Below are 15,464 nucleotides of genomic sequence, written 5' to 3'. Positions count from 1 at the left end.
CGGTCAGGACGGCGCGACCTTGATCGTCCCTGCTTGTCGCAGCGCTTCGATCTCATTCGGCGACATGCCGATCTCGCTCAGGATCTCACCGCTGTGCTCACCGATCTCAGGTGGATCGTAGCGGTTGGGCAGGCGCCTTCCGTCCATGGAAATCGGCAAGAGCGGCGTCTTGGCCGCGCGGCCGTCAGGAAGCCTGATATCGGTCAGGCCACCCGAGCGGTTGAGATGCGGATCGTCGAAGAGATCGCCGGGCTTGTTCACCGGCGCATAAGGCAGATCGAGCTGCTCAAGCCGCGCTGCCAGATCGGCCTTGTCCCATTGCTTGAAGATCTTCGCGATTTCGGGGATCAGCCAGCTGCGATGATCGACGCGGTCGTTGCTCGTCGCAAAGCGCGGATCAGAGAGCCAGGCTTCGCGATCGAAGGCGCGGCAGAACGCCTCCCATTGCTCTTCACCGACGATGGTGACGAACAGTTTTGAGCCGTCCCTGGTGTCGAAGAGATCGTAGACCGGCCACGGGCTGTCCTTGATCGAATACGGGATCGAGGGCTGGCCGCTGACCACCTCGCACATCATGGCCTGCGCCATCAGGAACACGTTGTTCTCGTACAGCGCGCTCTGGATGTAGCGGCCGCGGCCGGTGCGCTGCCGCTCGGCCAGGGCGGCCTGGATCGCGATCACGCCGAACATTCCGCCCATGACATCGTTGACCGAGGCGCCGGCGCGCATGGGCCGGTCGGGCAAGCCGGTCATGTAGGCGAGGCCACCCATCATCTGTACGACTTCGTCGAGCGCGAGGCGGTTCTCGTAAGGCCCAGGCAAATAGCCCTTGAGCGAGCAATAAATCAGGCGAGGAGCGAAGGCCGCGACGCTCTCGTAGTCGAGGCCGATCCGCTTCAACAGGCCCGGCCGAAAATTCTCGATCAGGACGTCGCTGTTCTCGATCAGCCGGCGTGCCACGTCCTGGCCTGCCGCGGTCGACGTATCCAGCGCGATGCTGCGCTTGTTACGGCTGTAGGTCGCAAAGAACCCGGCGGCGGGCCCCTTGAAGGTGCGGGTGCGGTCGCCCTTGGGCGGCTCGATCTTGATCACGTCGGCGCCGAGATCGGCGAGGATCAGGCCGCAGCTCGGCCCCATCACCATCTGGCTGAACTCGATCACCCGAATGCCGGCCAGCGGACGAAGCTCCGATGCCGCCTCGCGCGCAGCCATGATCATGCCGCGCTCCGCAGGACCTTGGGGACACCGGCCTCGTGCAGATGCCCGGTCAGATGTTTTGCCGGGATATGGCGGGCGAGAATCTCGCGCGTCTGCATCAGGCGGTCGAGGTCGATGCCGGTTGAGAGCCCCATACGCTCCAGCATGAACACCAGATCCTCGGTGACGATGTTGCCGCGCGCACCGGGAGCAAACGGACACCCGCCGAGGCCGGACACGGCGGCGTCGAAACGGCGGATGCCGGCTTCGAGTCCGGCGACGGCATTGGCGAGGCCGGCACCCAGCGTATCGTGCAGATGCAGCCGCAGCGTCATTTGCGACCCGACCTCGCGCTGCACCGCCGTGACGATCTGCCGGATCGATTTGGGCGTCGCATAACCGACGGTGTCGGCAAGCCCGATCTCATCGGCGTGGGCTTCAGCAAAACCGCGTGCCACACGGCACACGGCCGCTTCGCTCACCTCACCTTCCAGCGAGCAACCGAAGGAGGTGGCGATCGCGCCCATCAATAGCGGCCGCTGGTCCGCCGGCCGGGCGTCGATCGCGGCGCGGACCGCGCGAAACCCCTCCACCTGCTCGTCGACCGAGCGGCGCACGTTGGCGCGGTTGTGCGTCTCGCTGGCCGAGATGACGAAATAGACGGCGTCGACGCCGGCGGCGATGGCGCGCTCGGCGCCCTTGGGGTTCGGCACCAGCGCGCCGATGGTGGCCGATTTGTGCGTGAGCGCATGCGCCATCACCGTGTCGACGTCGGCGAATTGCGGCACGACCTTCGGCGGGACGAACGAGCCGGCATCGATCTCGCGTACGCCCGCAGCGGCGATCGTGTCGATCAGCGCGCATTTGGCTTCGGTCGGAACGAAGATGTCCAGGTTCTGGAGACCATCGCGGGGGGCGACCTCGCAAATGTGGACATCGGGCGCACGCGCCATCGGGGCTCTCCCTGGTCGATTGTATATTGTTGCATAAAAGAACAATCCATGGGACAATCTGTCAAGCCCTAAAACTTGCGTGCACTGCAGTGATCGCATCCGACAGTTCCCGACAGCGCAGCGCTCAGAACGGTTCCGAGCGCGCCGAACATCTCGCCGGCCTGATCATGGCGCTCGCCCGCCGCGAGGGCATGAAGGCCGGCGACCGCCTGATCGAACAAAGGCTTGCGGATGCGCTGGATCTTTCGCGCGCGCCGATCCGGCTCGGCCTGAAGGCCCTGGAAGCGGCGGGGCTGGCGCGCGGCGAACCGCATCGCGGCTTCGTGCTGGCCAAGAATCCCACCAGCGGCGCCGCCCAACCGGCGCTCGCGGCCATCAGACGCAACGAGCAGGTTTATGCGACCATCGCAGGCGACGTGCTCGCGAGCCGGCTTCCGGCCGACGTCACGGAGGCGGAGCTGATGCGCCGCTACGGCCTCAGCCGGGCCGAGCTACAGCGGCTGCTGGACCGGATCGCCGCCGAGGGCTGGATCGCACGTCTGCCCGGCTATGGCTGGCGCTTCGCGGAGACGGTCTCGAGTCCCGAAGCGCAAGCGCAGGCCAAGGCGTTTCGCGCGGTGATCGAGCCGGCGGCGATCTTGCAGCCCGGCTTTGCGCTGCCGCAGGAGGTGATCGTACGCCTGCGCGAACGCCAACAGCGCGTCTTCGACGGCGAACTCGAGAAGATGACGATCGGCGAGATCTTTCACTCCGGCTGTGAATTCCATGAAGAGATCATCCGCGGAGCGGGCAACCCCTTCTTCCTCGAAGCGCTCAGGCGCGTGAACTCGATCAGGCGCCTGTTCGCCTATCGCAGCTTCGCCGACCGTGACGGCATGCGGCGGCATGTGCGCGAGCATCTGCGCCTGCTCGACGTTCTGGAAACGCGGCGCTACGCCGAAGCAGCCGACCTGATGGCCCGGCACCTGCAACGCCCGCTAGTCGCAGGCGTGTCGTGATGCCTGTGGCGATCGCTTAACGCCGAAGGCCGCTCAGCGCCGGAGACTCGCCGGGCAGCATCGATGAGTTGATGTCACTGTCTATGCGGCCCGATTGCTGCTGGGTGTAGCCGACGCCGAACGACAGGCTGAGGTTGGAAGTCGGCTTGAATTCGACACCCGCAAATCCGCCATAGCCGGGCGAAGCGCTGGAGGTGAGCGGCGCCAGCGAGCTGCCGATGCCGTTGCCGAATTTCAGCGTCTCGAAACCGGCGAAGAACGTGACGGGCATGCCGCCAGCCGTCTTGGTGTTGTAGCCGAACTGCGTGCTGTCAAAGGAGAGAGCACTGAAATTTCCGGCCGAACCGGCCTGATTGAAACCGCTCCATCCTAAATTGCCGCGCTCGCTGCCGACGAAGAAACCGTTCGCATAGCTGGTACGCCAAGCCGCATCGCCGGCGTTGAAGCTCGGGAAGTTGCCGTAGATGTCAGAGCTCTGACCGGCGCCTCCACCGAGCCCGAAAGGCCCGCCGGGGATCCAATATCTCAGCGGCGCGACTTGCGCATGAACCAGCTCTCCGCCGAGACAGAGCACTGCGAGAGCCGCAAGGAGACATGAACGTGCGAGGTTGAACATTCCGATGACCGTCAAGAATTTTGCAAATTATACTCCTCGACCATCATCAATGCCAGCGGAGTGACCGCGCCGGCCTCGCGGCCGGAAGCCTTTCGGGGAACTGCACCTGATGCCGCACGATCCGTTGCTCACCCGCCTGACATCCGCTCTAGCCGACGTGCCGGGCGTTCAGGCTGTCGTGCTCGGCGGCTCACGCGCGCGGGGCAGCGCGCATGCTGCGTCGGACTACGATATCGGCCTCTATTTCAAGACGGCGATTCCGCTGGATACCGAACGACTGCTGGCCGCCGCGAAGGACGTCGCTGACGATCCCGCCGCCACGAACGTGACGCCGGTCGGAGAATGGGGCCAGTGGATCGTCGGCGGCGCCTGGCTTGCGGTGGAGGGCCGCAAGGTCGACCTGCTCTACCGTAACGCCGACGCGGTCGAGGCCGTCATGGAATTCTGCCGCGCCGGCGTGGTCACCATGGACTACCAGCCCGGCCATCCGCACGGCCTCTGCTCGGCGATCTGGATGGGCGAGATCGCGTATTGTCGGCCTCTGCACGATCCGAACAGCGTGATCGCTCGGCTCAAGTCAATCGCGCTGCCTTATCCGCCGCCGCTGCGTGCGGCGTTGATCCGGCGCTTCCAGTGGGAAATCCTGTTCAGCGTCGAGAATGCCGAGCTCGCAGCCGGACGTAACGAGCGGAGCCACATCGCTGGATGCGTCTACAGGTCGCTCGCCTGCGTCGCGCAGGTGCTGTTCGCACTGAACGAGCGCTATCTGATCAACGAGAAGGGGGCTCTGCAGGAGGCCGCCGGCTTGCCGCTGGGGATCCCACACCTGGTGGAGCAGTCCGACCAGATCTGGCAGCTCGTCGCTGATGGCGGCTTCGCACAGGCCTGCGCAATGCTACGGCAAGTCGACCAACAATTGAAGACGCTGACGCAACCCGGCGGGCCACCGCCGTGAACGCTATGCCGTCTTGTCGACAGAAGACGACGAATCCGCCGGCGGATATTTCGTCACCGGCACCATGAAGGATTTCGTGCCGACCTGATAGATGACCTTGCCGTTCTGTCCGTCGTCGGTCGCGATCTGCGCCTGGCCGAACATGATGACGTTCTTGTAGACGATGCCGGTGCCCTGGCGGGTGATGCCGTCGGTGGTGACGCTGACCTGCGCTTCCTTGCCGTTGACCGAGAGCACCTTGAAGCTCGCGCTCTTGCCGTTGTCGCTGGAATAGCCGCCCCAGCTTCCCATAAGGCGGCTGTCGGAAGCCGGCGGTTCCTGCTTCTCCAGATTCGCGGTCTGCTTGCCTGAGCCGCCCACTGAGAACAGCAGCACCATGCTCTTGCCGTCCTTGGTACCGACCGTGACCCCGCCGAAGGTAATAAGCGACCCGTTGACCTCGCCGAAGCCGCGCTCGGTGTGCCCGTTATGGGTATACTCGACCTGCGCCCGGGCGCCGCGGATGTTCACCACCTTGAAGCTGACGGCTTGGTTGTTGCCCACCCAATTGCCCTTCCATTCACCGAGCAGCCTGCTCTGGTGAAAGACCCGCTCGTTGGTGGGAGAAATCTGGCTGGTGCTCGACGTGACGATGGCCATGGATTGCTCAGTGGACGGGTGCGATGAACCCGCTCTCATTCGCGCGTCCGACAGCAAAGTCGAAACAACGATCGGGAACGAACTGAAACGACCGGATTAGGGCCATGCACCGGTTAACGAGCAGTTAAATTCAACTGCCTATTGGGATGGGCAAAAGGTCTCAGCCGGCTTTAGCGTCCCCAGCGATCGGACCAGATCTTCTCGCCAATCAGGCAGTTGACACGGGGCTCCTTGTCGGCAACGCGCATCACGGGACGCTCCGGCGTGCGGCCGGCGACTTCCATGAGCAGCTTGGTGCGGATCGCTTCCTTGAACTTGTCGCGGTCCTTGATCGTGATGACGAAGGAGCCGGGACCTCCGACGACGCAGTCCTCGTAGTAGAAATCGAGATTGTCGATATCCATGGTCGAATAGGACGGCTCCTTGACCATGATCGGCAGGCCGTTGATGACGATGCCCTTCTCGAGCGCGGCATCGCGCGCCACAGTGACCGGACCGCCATTGTTGTTGGGACCGTCGCCGGAAATGTCGATGACACGGCGCAAGCCCCGATAGGGATCCTCGTCGAACAGCGGCATCGCGAACATGATCGCGCCGGAGATCGAGGTGCGCGAAGCGCGCCGGATCGGCGTCTTCATGATTTCGGCGGCAACCGCATCCGCCGTCTCCGGTCCGTCGACCAGCCGCCAGGGAATAATGACCTTTTGGTCACTGGAGGCAGCCCACTCGAAATAGGTCACCGCGATGCGGCCGTTCGGGCCGAGCTTCAGCGCCTGCAGGAACTCCTTCGACTGGATTGCCTGCGCATAGCCCTCGCGCTGGATCGCGAGCTCGTCCATGTCCATGGAGTAGGACACGTCGACCGCGAGGATCAGCTCGACGTCGACCGCCTGCGCGTCCTTGTCGGCCGCAAGCCGCTGCGGTTGATTGTTGGACGATTCGAATTTGGGTCCTGGTGCCGCGATGCCCGCGACGTCCCCTCCGGCAAACATGCCGGCCACCAGCACAGCCCCGATCGAGAACAGCAAACGCATCGCAGTCTCCCGTCGTATGACGCGATGGTGACATGCAATCGCCCTGCCGCAAAGGCCGAAGATCGCTTGCGCTTCACATTCGAGTTAAGGAATTGGCGCGCGTCACGCAAAGCTGCCGCCATGTTGCCGCGCTTGCGTCACCGGAACACGCGCAATCACAGGCTCCATCATTCCGGGGCGGCTCGAAGAGCCGAACCCGGAATCTCGAGATTCCGGGTTCGATGCTGCGCATCGGCCCGGAATGACAGGTGATGATGGGACACTCCCCCGCCCACTTGTCCGGCGCGATTTCCATGCTAGGCTGACCGCACAGATGGGGATGGAGTCCCCCGACAACCGCCCGGCGGTCGATGACCTCGTGGGCTGATGACTCCTGCTTGAGGAGAGGTAATCTTTAGGCCTCTGCCTTGGGCGGGAGCATGGACGTACCCGCCGATGGCGGGTTTTTTGTTGCCTGCTGGCGGAGGCCCGGAGAGGGAGAAGGCAAAGACGTGACGATGACGACACCGAATGCTGCGCGCGCCACGCTGCCCAGAGGGATTTGGGTGCTCGGCTTCGTCTCGATGCTGATGGACATTTCCTCCGAGATGATCCACGCGCTGCTGCCGGTCTATCTCGTCGCCGTGCTCGGCGCTTCCACCCTCACCGTCGGCTTCATCGAGGGTATTGCGGAGGCAACCGCCTCGATCACGAAAATCTTCTCCGGCGCGCTGTCGGACTGGCTCGGACGCCGCAAGCTGCTCGCCGCGCTCGGCTATGGCCTTGCCGCCTTCACCAAGCCGCTGTTCCCGCTCGCGCCCAGCGTCGGATGGCTGGTTGCCGCGCGCTTCATCGACCGCGTCGGCAAGGGCATCCGCGGCGCGCCACGCGATGCGCTGATCGCCGATATCGCCCCCGTCGGCCTGCGCGGCGCGAGCTTTGGCCTGCGGCAATCGCTCGACACCATCGGCGCATTCGTCGGACCGCTCGCAGCGATCGGCCTGATGTGGTGGACGGCTGACAATTATGCCCTCGTGTTCTGGGTGGCGGTGCTGCCGGCATTCTTGTCCTTTGGCTTGATCGCGTTCGCGGTGGAGGAGCCGGAGTCAGATCCAAGCCGGAAACCTGCCGAAAATCCGCTCAATCTCGCCGCGATGCGGCAGCTCGGAGCGGTCTATTGGCGTGTCGTGGCGGTCGGAATCGTCTTCACGCTCGCGCGCTTCAGCGAGGCGTTTTTGATCCTGCGCGCACAGAACATCGGACTCAATGCGATGTGGGTGCCGGCGGTGCTGGTGCTGATGAACGTCGTCTATGCCCTGTCGGCCTATCCGGCCGGCATGCTGTCGGACCGGATCAACCGGACCGGCCTGCTTGCGCTCGGCCTCGTTTTCCTCGCCGGCGCCGACCTCGCGCTGGCGCTGCTGCCGAACTTAGCTGGCCTCGCGCTCGGCGTCGTGCTGTGGGGCCTGCATATGGGATTGACGCAAGGGCTGCTCTCCGCCCTCGTCGCCGACGCCGCGCCGCCGAGCCTGCGCGGCACCGCATTCGGCTATTTCAACCTGTTCACCGGACTTGCCTTGCTGGCCGCGAGCGTGATCGCGGGCGCCTTGTGGGACGCCTATGGTCCGGCAGGAACCTTCCTTGCGGGGCTCGGCTTTGCGCTGGTTTCGCTTGTGGGGCTGCTCGCCGTCGGCAAGGGTCTGGCGGTAGGGAACAAGTGATGACGGGGGGCTGTTCATCTTGCTGAGCGGAGCAATTGCGATCGTGATCGGCAGCGCGCTGGGCGGCTGCGCGCGCTATTTCGTCTCCGGTGCGATTGCGCGGCGGCTGGGCGAAACGTTTCCGTGGGGCACCATGACCATCAACGTCACCGGCGCCTTCCTGATCGGCATTTTGGGCGCGCTAGCGACGCATCCGGGCTCGGTCTTCGCCTCGCCCAATCCCTGGCTGTTCGCGGTGACCGGGTTTCTCGGCTGCTACACGACGGTTTCCTCGTTCAGCCTGCAAACGCTGACACTCGCGCGTGGCGGCGAGCCGCTCTCGGCGCTCGGCAATGTCGCGTGCTCGGTCGGGCTGTGCCTCGCCGCTGTCAGCTGCGGCTTCCTCCTTGCGGATCGTCTGGGAGGCTAGAGGCTGATGAGCTCCGCTTCTGCCGAGCGCTGGCGCAGCTTCGTGCTCTATGCCTGGGTTGCTGCCGGCAGCGTCGGCGGCGGGCTGACGCGTTATCTGGTCGGGCTCGCGCTCGACACCGGCCCCGGCTTTCCTTTCGCGACGCTCTTCATCAACGCGACGGGCTCCCTGATCATCGGCTTCTACGCGGCGCTGACCGGCCCCGACGGCCGCGTGCTGGCGCGGCCCGAGCACCGGCAGTTCGTCATGACCGGCTTTTGCGGCGGCTATACCACCTTCTCGGCCTTCAGCCTGGAGACCTTCCGCCTGCTCCACGGCGGCATGAAGTACACGGCGCTCGCCTATGTCGCGGCGTCCGTGATCTGCTGGCTGGTGTCGGTATGGGCAGGGCATATGATGGCGAGCCGCTACAATCGCTTGACAAGGAGCTGAGCATGCAAATCCCCGATCAGGCTGTGTTACTGCGCATCTTCATCGGCGAGAGCGACCATTATGGCGGCAAGCCGCTCTATGAGGCGATTGTGATGACCGCGCGCGAACGGCACCTCGCCGGCGCCACCGTGCTGCGCGGGCCGATGGGCTTCGGCAAATCGAGCCGGCTGCACACCTCGAAGATCCTGCGGCTGTCGGAAGACCTGCCGCTGTTGATCGAGATCGTCGACAGCGAGGACAACATCAACGCATTCCTGCCCATCCTGGACGGCATGATGTCGAGCGGGCTGATCACCTTGGAGAAGGTGCAGGTCCTGCAATATGGTGCCAAGGCCGCGGGCTGATCGCTCCGGCAGGGAACCCAGGCCCGCCGTGTCCAGGAGGCGGAATGAACGACGCCGTCACCAAGCCGAAAACCAGGACGAAAACCAAGGTCGAGCGGCCGCGGCTGCACAAGGTTATCCTGATCAACGACGACTACACGCCGCGTGAGTTCGTCACCTTGGTGCTGAAGGCTGAGTTCCGCATGACCGAGGATCAGGCCTACAAGGTGATGATTACCGCCCACAAGCTTGGCGCCTGCGTCGTCGCCGTGTTCACCAAGGATGTCGCCGAGACCAAGGCCACGCGCGCCACCGACGCCGGCCGCGCCAAGGGCTATCCGCTGCTGTTCACGACGGAGCCGGAAGAGTAGCGCTTCGTCTTGCGGCGATGAACGACATTCAGCTCATTGCAACGTCAAGCCATCACCACCGGCGTTTCCTCCGCGAGCCCGTACACGCGCTGCGCCTTGGAAAATCCCGCGATCGGAAACTCGCCGAGCTCGCGCCAGTCGTGGCGGCAGACATTGGCAAAACCTTCCGAGGCGACGACAGTCCGCCCTAAGCGAGCCGTGATCTTCTCCAGCCTTGCGGCAAGGTTGACGGCGGGGCCGATGCAGGTGAAGTCGAGGCGGTTGCCGCCGCCGATATTGCCGTAGAGAATGTTGCCGACATGCAGCGCGACGCCGAAGCGGAAGCGCTCGACGACGTCGCCGACCGGAAAGGTGAGCGCCTCGACGCTGGCGCGGGACTCGCGCGCCGCCTCCAGCACCCGCGCGCAGACATGGGCGGCATCGCCGACATATTCGTCGATCGGAAACACCGCGAGCAGGCCATCTCCCATGAATTTCAGCACCTCACCGCCATGACCGCGGATCGCGGTGACTTGGCAGTCGAAATACTGGTTGAGGATCTCGACCACGGTCTCGGCCGGCAGCCGGTCCGATAGCGCGGTGAAGCCGCGCAGATCCGAAAGCCAGATCACGGCCTGCATGGTGTCAGTGTGACCGCGGCGGATCTGACCGCCGAGGATGCGCGAGCCAGCACGGTTGCCGACATAGGTGTCGAGCAGCATCTCGGCGGTGCGGCGCAGGCTGATGATCTCGCTAACACGCGCGAGCGGCGCTATGATGCTTCGGATCGCCGCGATGTCACCATCGCTGAAGCCGCCGGGATGCTGCGTGATCCAGCTCGTCGCGTGGATGGAGCCATCGAGAAAAGGCACCGGCACCGCAATATAGTCGGTCGCGCCTTCAGCGCGCATGTCCTCGAGGAACGGAAATCGCTTGCTGTCGGGATCGCTCGCCCGTCCCCTGACCTCCAGCCCCTGCTCGAACACGATGCGGAGCGGGCTGCGGGCGAATTCGGGCGTGTCGAGGATATCGAAATCGACACTACCGATCTCCACCTCTCCGCCCTGCCGCCAGATGAAGTTACGGCCGAATATCTCGGGGTGGAGCGTACGGATGAAGATGCCGAACCGCCATAGCGGCAGGCCGGCCGCGACCAGACGTTCGCAGAACTCGGCGATCATCTCGGCCGGCTCGACTGTCGACCAGTCGCCGTCTATCAGCCAGTTGCAGATGCGTTGGAGCTCGGAACTTTCCATGACCGCATTTGCGGACGAAGTTGTGGGATCGTCAAGCTGCGCGGTGGGCTGGTACCGCGACAGGGCGCGTTAGCCGCAGTGTGCTCACCTCTCCCCATCGGGGAGAGGTGAAGGACATCAACGTCCCACCTGCCCGCGATCGCGCAGGAAATGATCCGCCAGCACGCAGGCCATCATGGCTTCGCCGACGGGGACGGCGCGGATGCCGACACAGGGGTCGTGGCGGCCCTTGGTGAAGATTTCGGTATCAGTGCCCTTGCGATCGACGGTAAGGCGCGGCTGCAGGATCGACGAGGTCGGCTTCACGGCGAAGCGCACCACCACCGGCTGTCCGGTGGAGATCCCGCCCAGCACGCCGCCGGCATGGTTGGACAGGAAGCGCGTGCCGTCATTGCCGGTGCGCATCTCGTCGGCGTTCTCCTCGCCGGTGAGCTCGGCGGCGCCAAAACCGGCGCCGATCTCAACGCCCTTGACGGCGTTGATGGTCATCATTGCGCCTGCGAGATCGGAATCGAGCTTGGCGTAGATCGGCGCGCCAAGACCTGCCGGCACGCCTTCGGCGACGACCTCGATCACAGCACCGATCGAGGAGCCGCTCTTGCGGATGCCGTCGAGATAGGTCTCGAAGAACGCGGCCTTGTCCTTGTCGGGACAGAAGAACGGATTCTTGGCGACCTCGTCCCAGTCCCACTTGCCGCGGTCGATCTTGTGCGGGCCGATCTGCACCAGCGCGCCCCGCACCTTCACGCCGGGCAGCACTTTCCGCGCGATCGCGCCGGCGGCAACGCGCATCGCGGTCTCACGCGCGGAGGAGCGCCCGCCACCGCGATAGTCGCGCAGCCCGTATTTGGCCTCATAGGTGAAGTCGGCGTGACCGGGACGAAACTTGTCCTTGATCTCGGAATAATCCTTCGAGCGCTGATCGGTGTTCTCGATCAGGAGGCCGATCGGGGTGCCCGTCGTTACCTGCACGCCGGTCTCCGGGTGCGCCATTACGCCGGACAGGATTTTGACCTGGTCCGGCTCCTGGCGCTGGGTGGTGAAGCGCGACTGGCCGGGACGGCGGCGGTCGAGGTCCTTCTGGATGTCTGCCTCGGTGAGCGGAATCATGGGCGGGCAGCCGTCGACCACGCAGCCGATCGCCACCCCGTGGCTCTCGCCGAAGGTGGTGACGCGGAACATGTGGCCGAAAGTGTTGAAGGACATCGTTGCTCGCCAAGATCGGTTCCGGCCTGTGGTAACGCGCGGCGGACCGGGGGTCAAACCTGTGCACCGTCGTTCCGGGATGGTCCGAAGGACCAGACCCGGAACCTCGAGATTCCGGGTTCGGTGCTGCGCACCGCCCCGGAATGACGACGGGCGGGCCTAACTAAACTTCTCCAGCCGGCCGTCGCGGAACACGTAAACGGCGCCCTGCTCGATATAAAGCTCGGCGGCGCTGGCGGCGGTCTCGAGGCCCAAGGCCACCATCAGGGCGCGGCAGGTGCCGCCATGGGCGACCGCGACAGTATCGACCAGAAGCGACTCGTACCAGTCGAGCATACGCAGCTGCACGGCCGCATAGGTCTCGCCGCCGCTTGGCGCCACCGTCCATTTGTCGGCAAGGCGCCTTGCATAGACATCGGGGTCTGAGGACTCGCTTTCCGCCAGTGTCAGCCCCTCCCAGACACCATAGCCGATCTCGCGCAGACGGTCGTCGAGGGAATAGTCGCCAGGCGGCAGCTCGAGCTTGCCGCGCACGAGCTCCATGGTCTGACGCGCACGTCCAAGCGGGCTCGACACATAGGGCAGCGCCGCTCTGTCCTTGCCGTCGCGCTTGAACAGATCGGCCAGAACGCCGGCAGCGTGCACCGCCTGACCGCGGCCGCGTGCGTTCAGCGGGACATCCTTGATGCCCTGGAGCCGGCCGAGCGCGTTCCACTCGGTCTCGCCATGGCGAAGGAAGTAGATCGTGGGCACCGGCATGTCGGCTGAACGTTAATCCTTGCCACTCAGCGAGATGTCAGGCGCGTCCGGGCGCTTCATACCCAGCACGTGGTAGCCGGAATCGACATGATGCACCTCGCCGGTGACGCCGCGCGAGAGGTCGGAGAGGAAATACAGCGCGCTGCCGCCGACGTCCTCGGTCGAGACGTTGCGCCGCATCGGCGCGTTATATTCGTTCCACTTCAGGATATAGCGAAAATCACCGATGCCGGACGCCGCGAGCGTCTTGATGGGGCCTGCCGAGATCGCGTTGACGCGGATGTTCTTCTCGCCGAGATCGGCGGCGAGATAGCGCACGCTGGCTTCCAGCGCCGCCTTGGCCACGCCCATCACGTTGTAATGCGGCATCCACTTCTCGGCGCCGTAATAGGAGAGCGTGATCAGCGAGCCGCCATCCGTCATCAGCTTCTCGGCGCGCTGCGCCACGGCCGTGAACGAATAACAGGAGATCAGCATCGACTTCGAAAAATTCTCCTGCGTGGTGTCGACGTAGCGGCCGTCGAGCTGCTCGCCATAGGCGATCGCATGCACCAGGAAGTCGATCTTGCCCCACTTCTCCTTCAGCACCGCGAAGGCGGCGTCGATGGTCGCCGCATCGGTGACATCGCAATGGCCGAGCACGAGACCACCAATCTCGGCGGCAAGCGGCTCGACGCGCTTCTTCAGCGCATCGCCCTGATAGGTGAAGGCGAGCTCGGCGCCGGCGGCGTGGCATGCCTTGGCGATGCCCCAGGCGATCGAGCGGTTGTTGGCAACGCCGAGGATCACCCCGCGCTTGCCTTGCATCAGACCTGAATTCTGCGCCATTTTTGAACGTCCCGTCGAGCTCTCGTTGAGGTCTGGAGGTACACCAGCCCTCCCCTGCGGTACAGCCCTAATCCGCGGCGTTAACGCTGTTTCGAGTGCCGGAATAGCCGTTCCGCTCGGGTGTTATGATGGTTGAGGCGCTCGCGCCGAACGCTGGGGACATCAAGACCGCAATGAATGCGTTTCGCCAGAGTGTGGAAGCCATGATCCCGGCGTTGCGCCGCTATGCCCGCGCGCTCACGCGCGATGCGGATGCGGCCGACGATCTGGTGCAGGACACACTGGTGCGCGCGCTGCGTTCGGAGCGGCTGTTTCTCGGCGGCGACGTCAGGAGCTGGCTCTATACGATCCTGACCAACCTCAACAAGAACCGGCGGCGCTCGCTGGCAAGACGTCCGCAGTTCATGCCGCTGACGGAGAACAACCCGGATGCCAGCGGGACCGAGGCCGAAGGACGCGACATCGAGAAGGCGCTGGCCACGCTCGTCGAGGAACAGCGTTCGGTGCTGCTGCTGGTGATGCTGGAAGGCATGAGCTATCGCGAGGTCGCCGACATCCAGGGCGTGCCGATCGGCACCGTGATGTCGCGCCTGGCGCGCGCCAGGGCCCACGTCAAAGCCTCGCTGGAGGGCGAACGCCCGGCGCTCAGGCGGGTGAAATGAGGACAGGGTGATGCATCGCGTATCGTAGGACGCGAGCGAAGTTGAGCCGCGAACGATTTTTTGGGCCGCAGAGCCAGAGACGACCGATATGAACGACCGCAAGATCCCAGTGACCGAGGACGAACTGCACGCCTACATCGACGGCGAGCTGCCGGCCGAGCGCCGCGCCGACGTCGAGGCCTTTCTTGCCGCCCATCCCGACGAGGCCGAGCGCGTGCAGTCCTGGCGTGCCATGGCTGAGATGCTGCACGCCCGTTACGATGCCGTTGCCCAGGAACCGGTGCCGGCACGGTTGGAGCTGGAGCGGCTGGAGCGCCGCCCGCGGCAATGGCTCTATGGCGCCGCCGCGGCCGTGCTGGTTGCTTTCGTCGCCGGCGGCACGGCCGGCTGGGTCGCCCATGGTGCCGCCAACGCGCCCTCGACCTTCCAGAGCTTTACGGCGGACGCGCTCGACGCCCATCGCCTATATGTCGTCGAGGTCCGCCACCCCGTCGAGGTCGGTGGCAACGAGCGCGACCATCTGCAGGCTTGGCTGACCCGGCGTTGCGGCTGGACCGTGTTCGCACCGAACCTGGAGGCGAGCGGGTTGAAGCTGGTCGGCGGCCGGCTCTTGCCCGGACCGAACGGTCCGGCGTCATTCCTGATGTATGAGGGCGCCTCGGGCGAGCGGTACACGATCTACTCCGCCAAGACCGAGAATGGTGCAACGCAAATGCGCTACGCCAAAACAGACAAGGACGGCGCGCTGTTCTGGGCCGAGCGCGGCGTCGGTTACGTCGTCAGCGGCAGCAGTGACCGCGACCGGTTGACCAGGGTGGCGCAGGCCGTCTACGACCAGGCGGAGAAACACGGCACCTGAGCAACCGCATAAGTGCGGCGCCCAGATTCCGTCATTGAAAATTTGGAATCAGGACATCGACGCGTCTCATTATCGCACCGGGTGTTCACGCGATTATGAGTGGCGTTCGATCCGCCGATCGACGCAGGCGGCCTCGATTGGGGTTTTTGGTACCGCGCTGGTCCCCCTCTCGAGGCCGCACCTTTTTATCGACTGCCCCGCCGGACAGCCGACACGTCTCAAACCTCAGCGTCGAAGCGCAATGCGCGCTTCAGGCGTATGTTGAGCATCATCCTTTCGGGAAGAGAA

18 protein-coding genes and 1 riboswitch are annotated in these 15,464 nt (G+C 64.7%); of the genes, 9 read left to right on the top strand and 9 right to left on the bottom strand.

The window, feature by feature from the left end:
* Positions 1-3 precede the first annotated feature (3 nt).
* Both YU9_RS0100445 and YU9_RS0100440 read right to left on the bottom strand, forming a co-directional pair.
* Positions 4-1,218 (bottom strand): CaiB/BaiF CoA-transferase family protein, encoded by a 1,215-nt coding sequence (locus YU9_RS0100445; protein ID WP_027570987.1) that lies wholly within the window; start codon positions 1,216-1,218, stop codon positions 4-6.
* The gene (locus tag YU9_RS0100440; protein ID WP_027570986.1) at positions 1,215-2,150 is read right to left on the bottom strand and encodes a hydroxymethylglutaryl-CoA lyase; all 936 of its coding nucleotides are present in this window, start codon (positions 2,148-2,150) and stop codon (positions 1,215-1,217) included. The genes YU9_RS0100445 and YU9_RS0100440 overlap by 4 nt, the downstream gene beginning before the upstream one ends.
* A gap of 167 nt (positions 2,151-2,317) precedes the next feature.
* On the opposite strand from YU9_RS0100440, the gene YU9_RS0100435 reads away from it, so the two are divergent.
* Positions 2,318-3,148, top strand: a complete 831-nt coding sequence (locus YU9_RS0100435; protein WP_036016786.1) for a GntR family transcriptional regulator — start codon at positions 2,318-2,320, stop codon at positions 3,146-3,148.
* A 16-nt stretch (positions 3,149-3,164) separates the two neighbouring features.
* On the opposite strand, the gene YU9_RS0100430 is transcribed toward YU9_RS0100435, so the two are convergent.
* The gene (locus tag YU9_RS0100430) at positions 3,165-3,764 is read right to left on the bottom strand and encodes a hypothetical protein (RefSeq protein WP_027570984.1); all 600 of its coding nucleotides are present in this window, start codon (positions 3,762-3,764) and stop codon (positions 3,165-3,167) included.
* A gap of 109 nt (positions 3,765-3,873) precedes the next feature.
* Between YU9_RS0100430 and YU9_RS0100425 the strand changes: the two genes are divergently transcribed.
* Positions 3,874-4,719 carry a nucleotidyltransferase domain-containing protein gene (locus YU9_RS0100425; RefSeq protein ID WP_027570983.1) on the top strand — a complete coding sequence of 282 codons (846 nt, stop codon included), beginning with the start codon at positions 3,874-3,876 and terminating at the stop codon, positions 4,717-4,719.
* Positions 4,720-4,722: 3 nt separating this feature from the next.
* Here YU9_RS0100425 and YU9_RS0100420 read toward each other — a convergent pair whose 3' ends face one another.
* A complete protein-coding gene (locus YU9_RS0100420; protein ID WP_027570982.1) occupies positions 4,723-5,358 on the bottom strand; it encodes a hypothetical protein in 636 nt (211 codons plus the stop codon).
* A 170-nt stretch (positions 5,359-5,528) separates the two neighbouring features.
* Entirely contained in the window at positions 5,529-6,392 is an 864-nt protein-coding gene (locus YU9_RS0100415) for a DUF1194 domain-containing protein (RefSeq protein ID WP_027570981.1), read from the bottom strand.
* A gap of 306 nt (positions 6,393-6,698) precedes the next feature.
* A riboswitch (Fluoride riboswitch) is annotated at positions 6,699-6,775 on the top strand.
* Positions 6,776-6,889: 114 nt separating this feature from the next.
* Here YU9_RS0100415 and YU9_RS0100410 point away from each other — a divergent pair.
* From YU9_RS0100410 to clpS, 5 genes are read left to right on the top strand one after another with little or no spacing between them, the layout of a single operon-like run.
* The gene (locus YU9_RS0100410; protein WP_036016747.1) at positions 6,890-8,092 is read left to right on the top strand and encodes an MFS transporter; all 1,203 of its coding nucleotides are present in this window, start codon (positions 6,890-6,892) and stop codon (positions 8,090-8,092) included.
* A gap of 19 nt (positions 8,093-8,111) precedes the next feature.
* On the top strand, positions 8,112-8,501 hold the full coding sequence (crcB, locus tag YU9_RS0100405; RefSeq protein WP_027570979.1) for a fluoride efflux transporter CrcB: 390 nt from the start codon (positions 8,112-8,114) through the stop codon (positions 8,499-8,501).
* A gap of 6 nt (positions 8,502-8,507) precedes the next feature.
* Positions 8,508-8,933 (top strand): CrcB family protein, encoded by a 426-nt coding sequence (locus YU9_RS0100400; RefSeq protein ID WP_371259090.1) that lies wholly within the window; start codon positions 8,508-8,510, stop codon positions 8,931-8,933.
* 2 nt (positions 8,934-8,935) lie between these two features.
* On the top strand, positions 8,936-9,277 hold the full coding sequence (locus YU9_RS0100395) for a DUF190 domain-containing protein (protein WP_027570977.1): 342 nt from the start codon (positions 8,936-8,938) through the stop codon (positions 9,275-9,277).
* A 44-nt stretch (positions 9,278-9,321) separates the two neighbouring features.
* Positions 9,322-9,627, top strand: a complete 306-nt coding sequence (clpS, locus tag YU9_RS0100390) for an ATP-dependent Clp protease adapter ClpS (RefSeq protein WP_027570976.1) — start codon at positions 9,322-9,324, stop codon at positions 9,625-9,627.
* A gap of 44 nt (positions 9,628-9,671) precedes the next feature.
* Here clpS and YU9_RS0100385 read toward each other — a convergent pair whose 3' ends face one another.
* The 4 genes from YU9_RS0100385 to fabI form a co-directional block, all read right to left on the bottom strand.
* Complete coding sequence (locus tag YU9_RS0100385; protein ID WP_027570975.1) at positions 9,672-10,862, bottom strand: adenylate/guanylate cyclase domain-containing protein; 1,191 nt, start codon at positions 10,860-10,862, stop codon at positions 9,672-9,674.
* Between the two features lie 117 nt (positions 10,863-10,979).
* Complete coding sequence (aroC, locus tag YU9_RS0100380) at positions 10,980-12,068, bottom strand: chorismate synthase (protein WP_027570974.1); 1,089 nt, start codon at positions 12,066-12,068, stop codon at positions 10,980-10,982.
* Between the two features lie 159 nt (positions 12,069-12,227).
* Positions 12,228-12,827 (bottom strand): histidine phosphatase family protein, encoded by a 600-nt coding sequence (locus YU9_RS0100375; protein WP_027570973.1) that lies wholly within the window; start codon positions 12,825-12,827, stop codon positions 12,228-12,230.
* A 12-nt stretch (positions 12,828-12,839) separates the two neighbouring features.
* Positions 12,840-13,655, bottom strand: coding sequence for an enoyl-ACP reductase FabI (gene fabI / locus YU9_RS0100370; RefSeq protein WP_027570972.1), 816 nt, complete (start codon positions 13,653-13,655; stop codon positions 12,840-12,842).
* A 173-nt stretch (positions 13,656-13,828) separates the two neighbouring features.
* On the opposite strand from fabI, the gene YU9_RS0100365 reads away from it, so the two are divergent.
* A complete protein-coding gene (locus YU9_RS0100365) occupies positions 13,829-14,317 on the top strand; it encodes a sigma-70 family RNA polymerase sigma factor (RefSeq protein WP_027570971.1) in 489 nt (162 codons plus the stop codon).
* 88 nt (positions 14,318-14,405) lie between these two features.
* Positions 14,406-15,176, top strand: coding sequence for an anti-sigma factor (locus YU9_RS0100360; RefSeq protein ID WP_027570970.1), 771 nt, complete (start codon positions 14,406-14,408; stop codon positions 15,174-15,176).
* The last annotated feature ends 288 nt before the right edge of the window (positions 15,177-15,464 follow it).

It is taken from the genome of Bradyrhizobium sp. WSM1743 (genome assembly GCF_000473065.1).
Taxonomy (GTDB): Bacteria; Pseudomonadota; Alphaproteobacteria; order Rhizobiales; family Xanthobacteraceae; genus Bradyrhizobium.
Note: the sequence above shows the minus strand (reverse complement) of the source record. Positions and strands in the feature narration are given on the sequence as shown.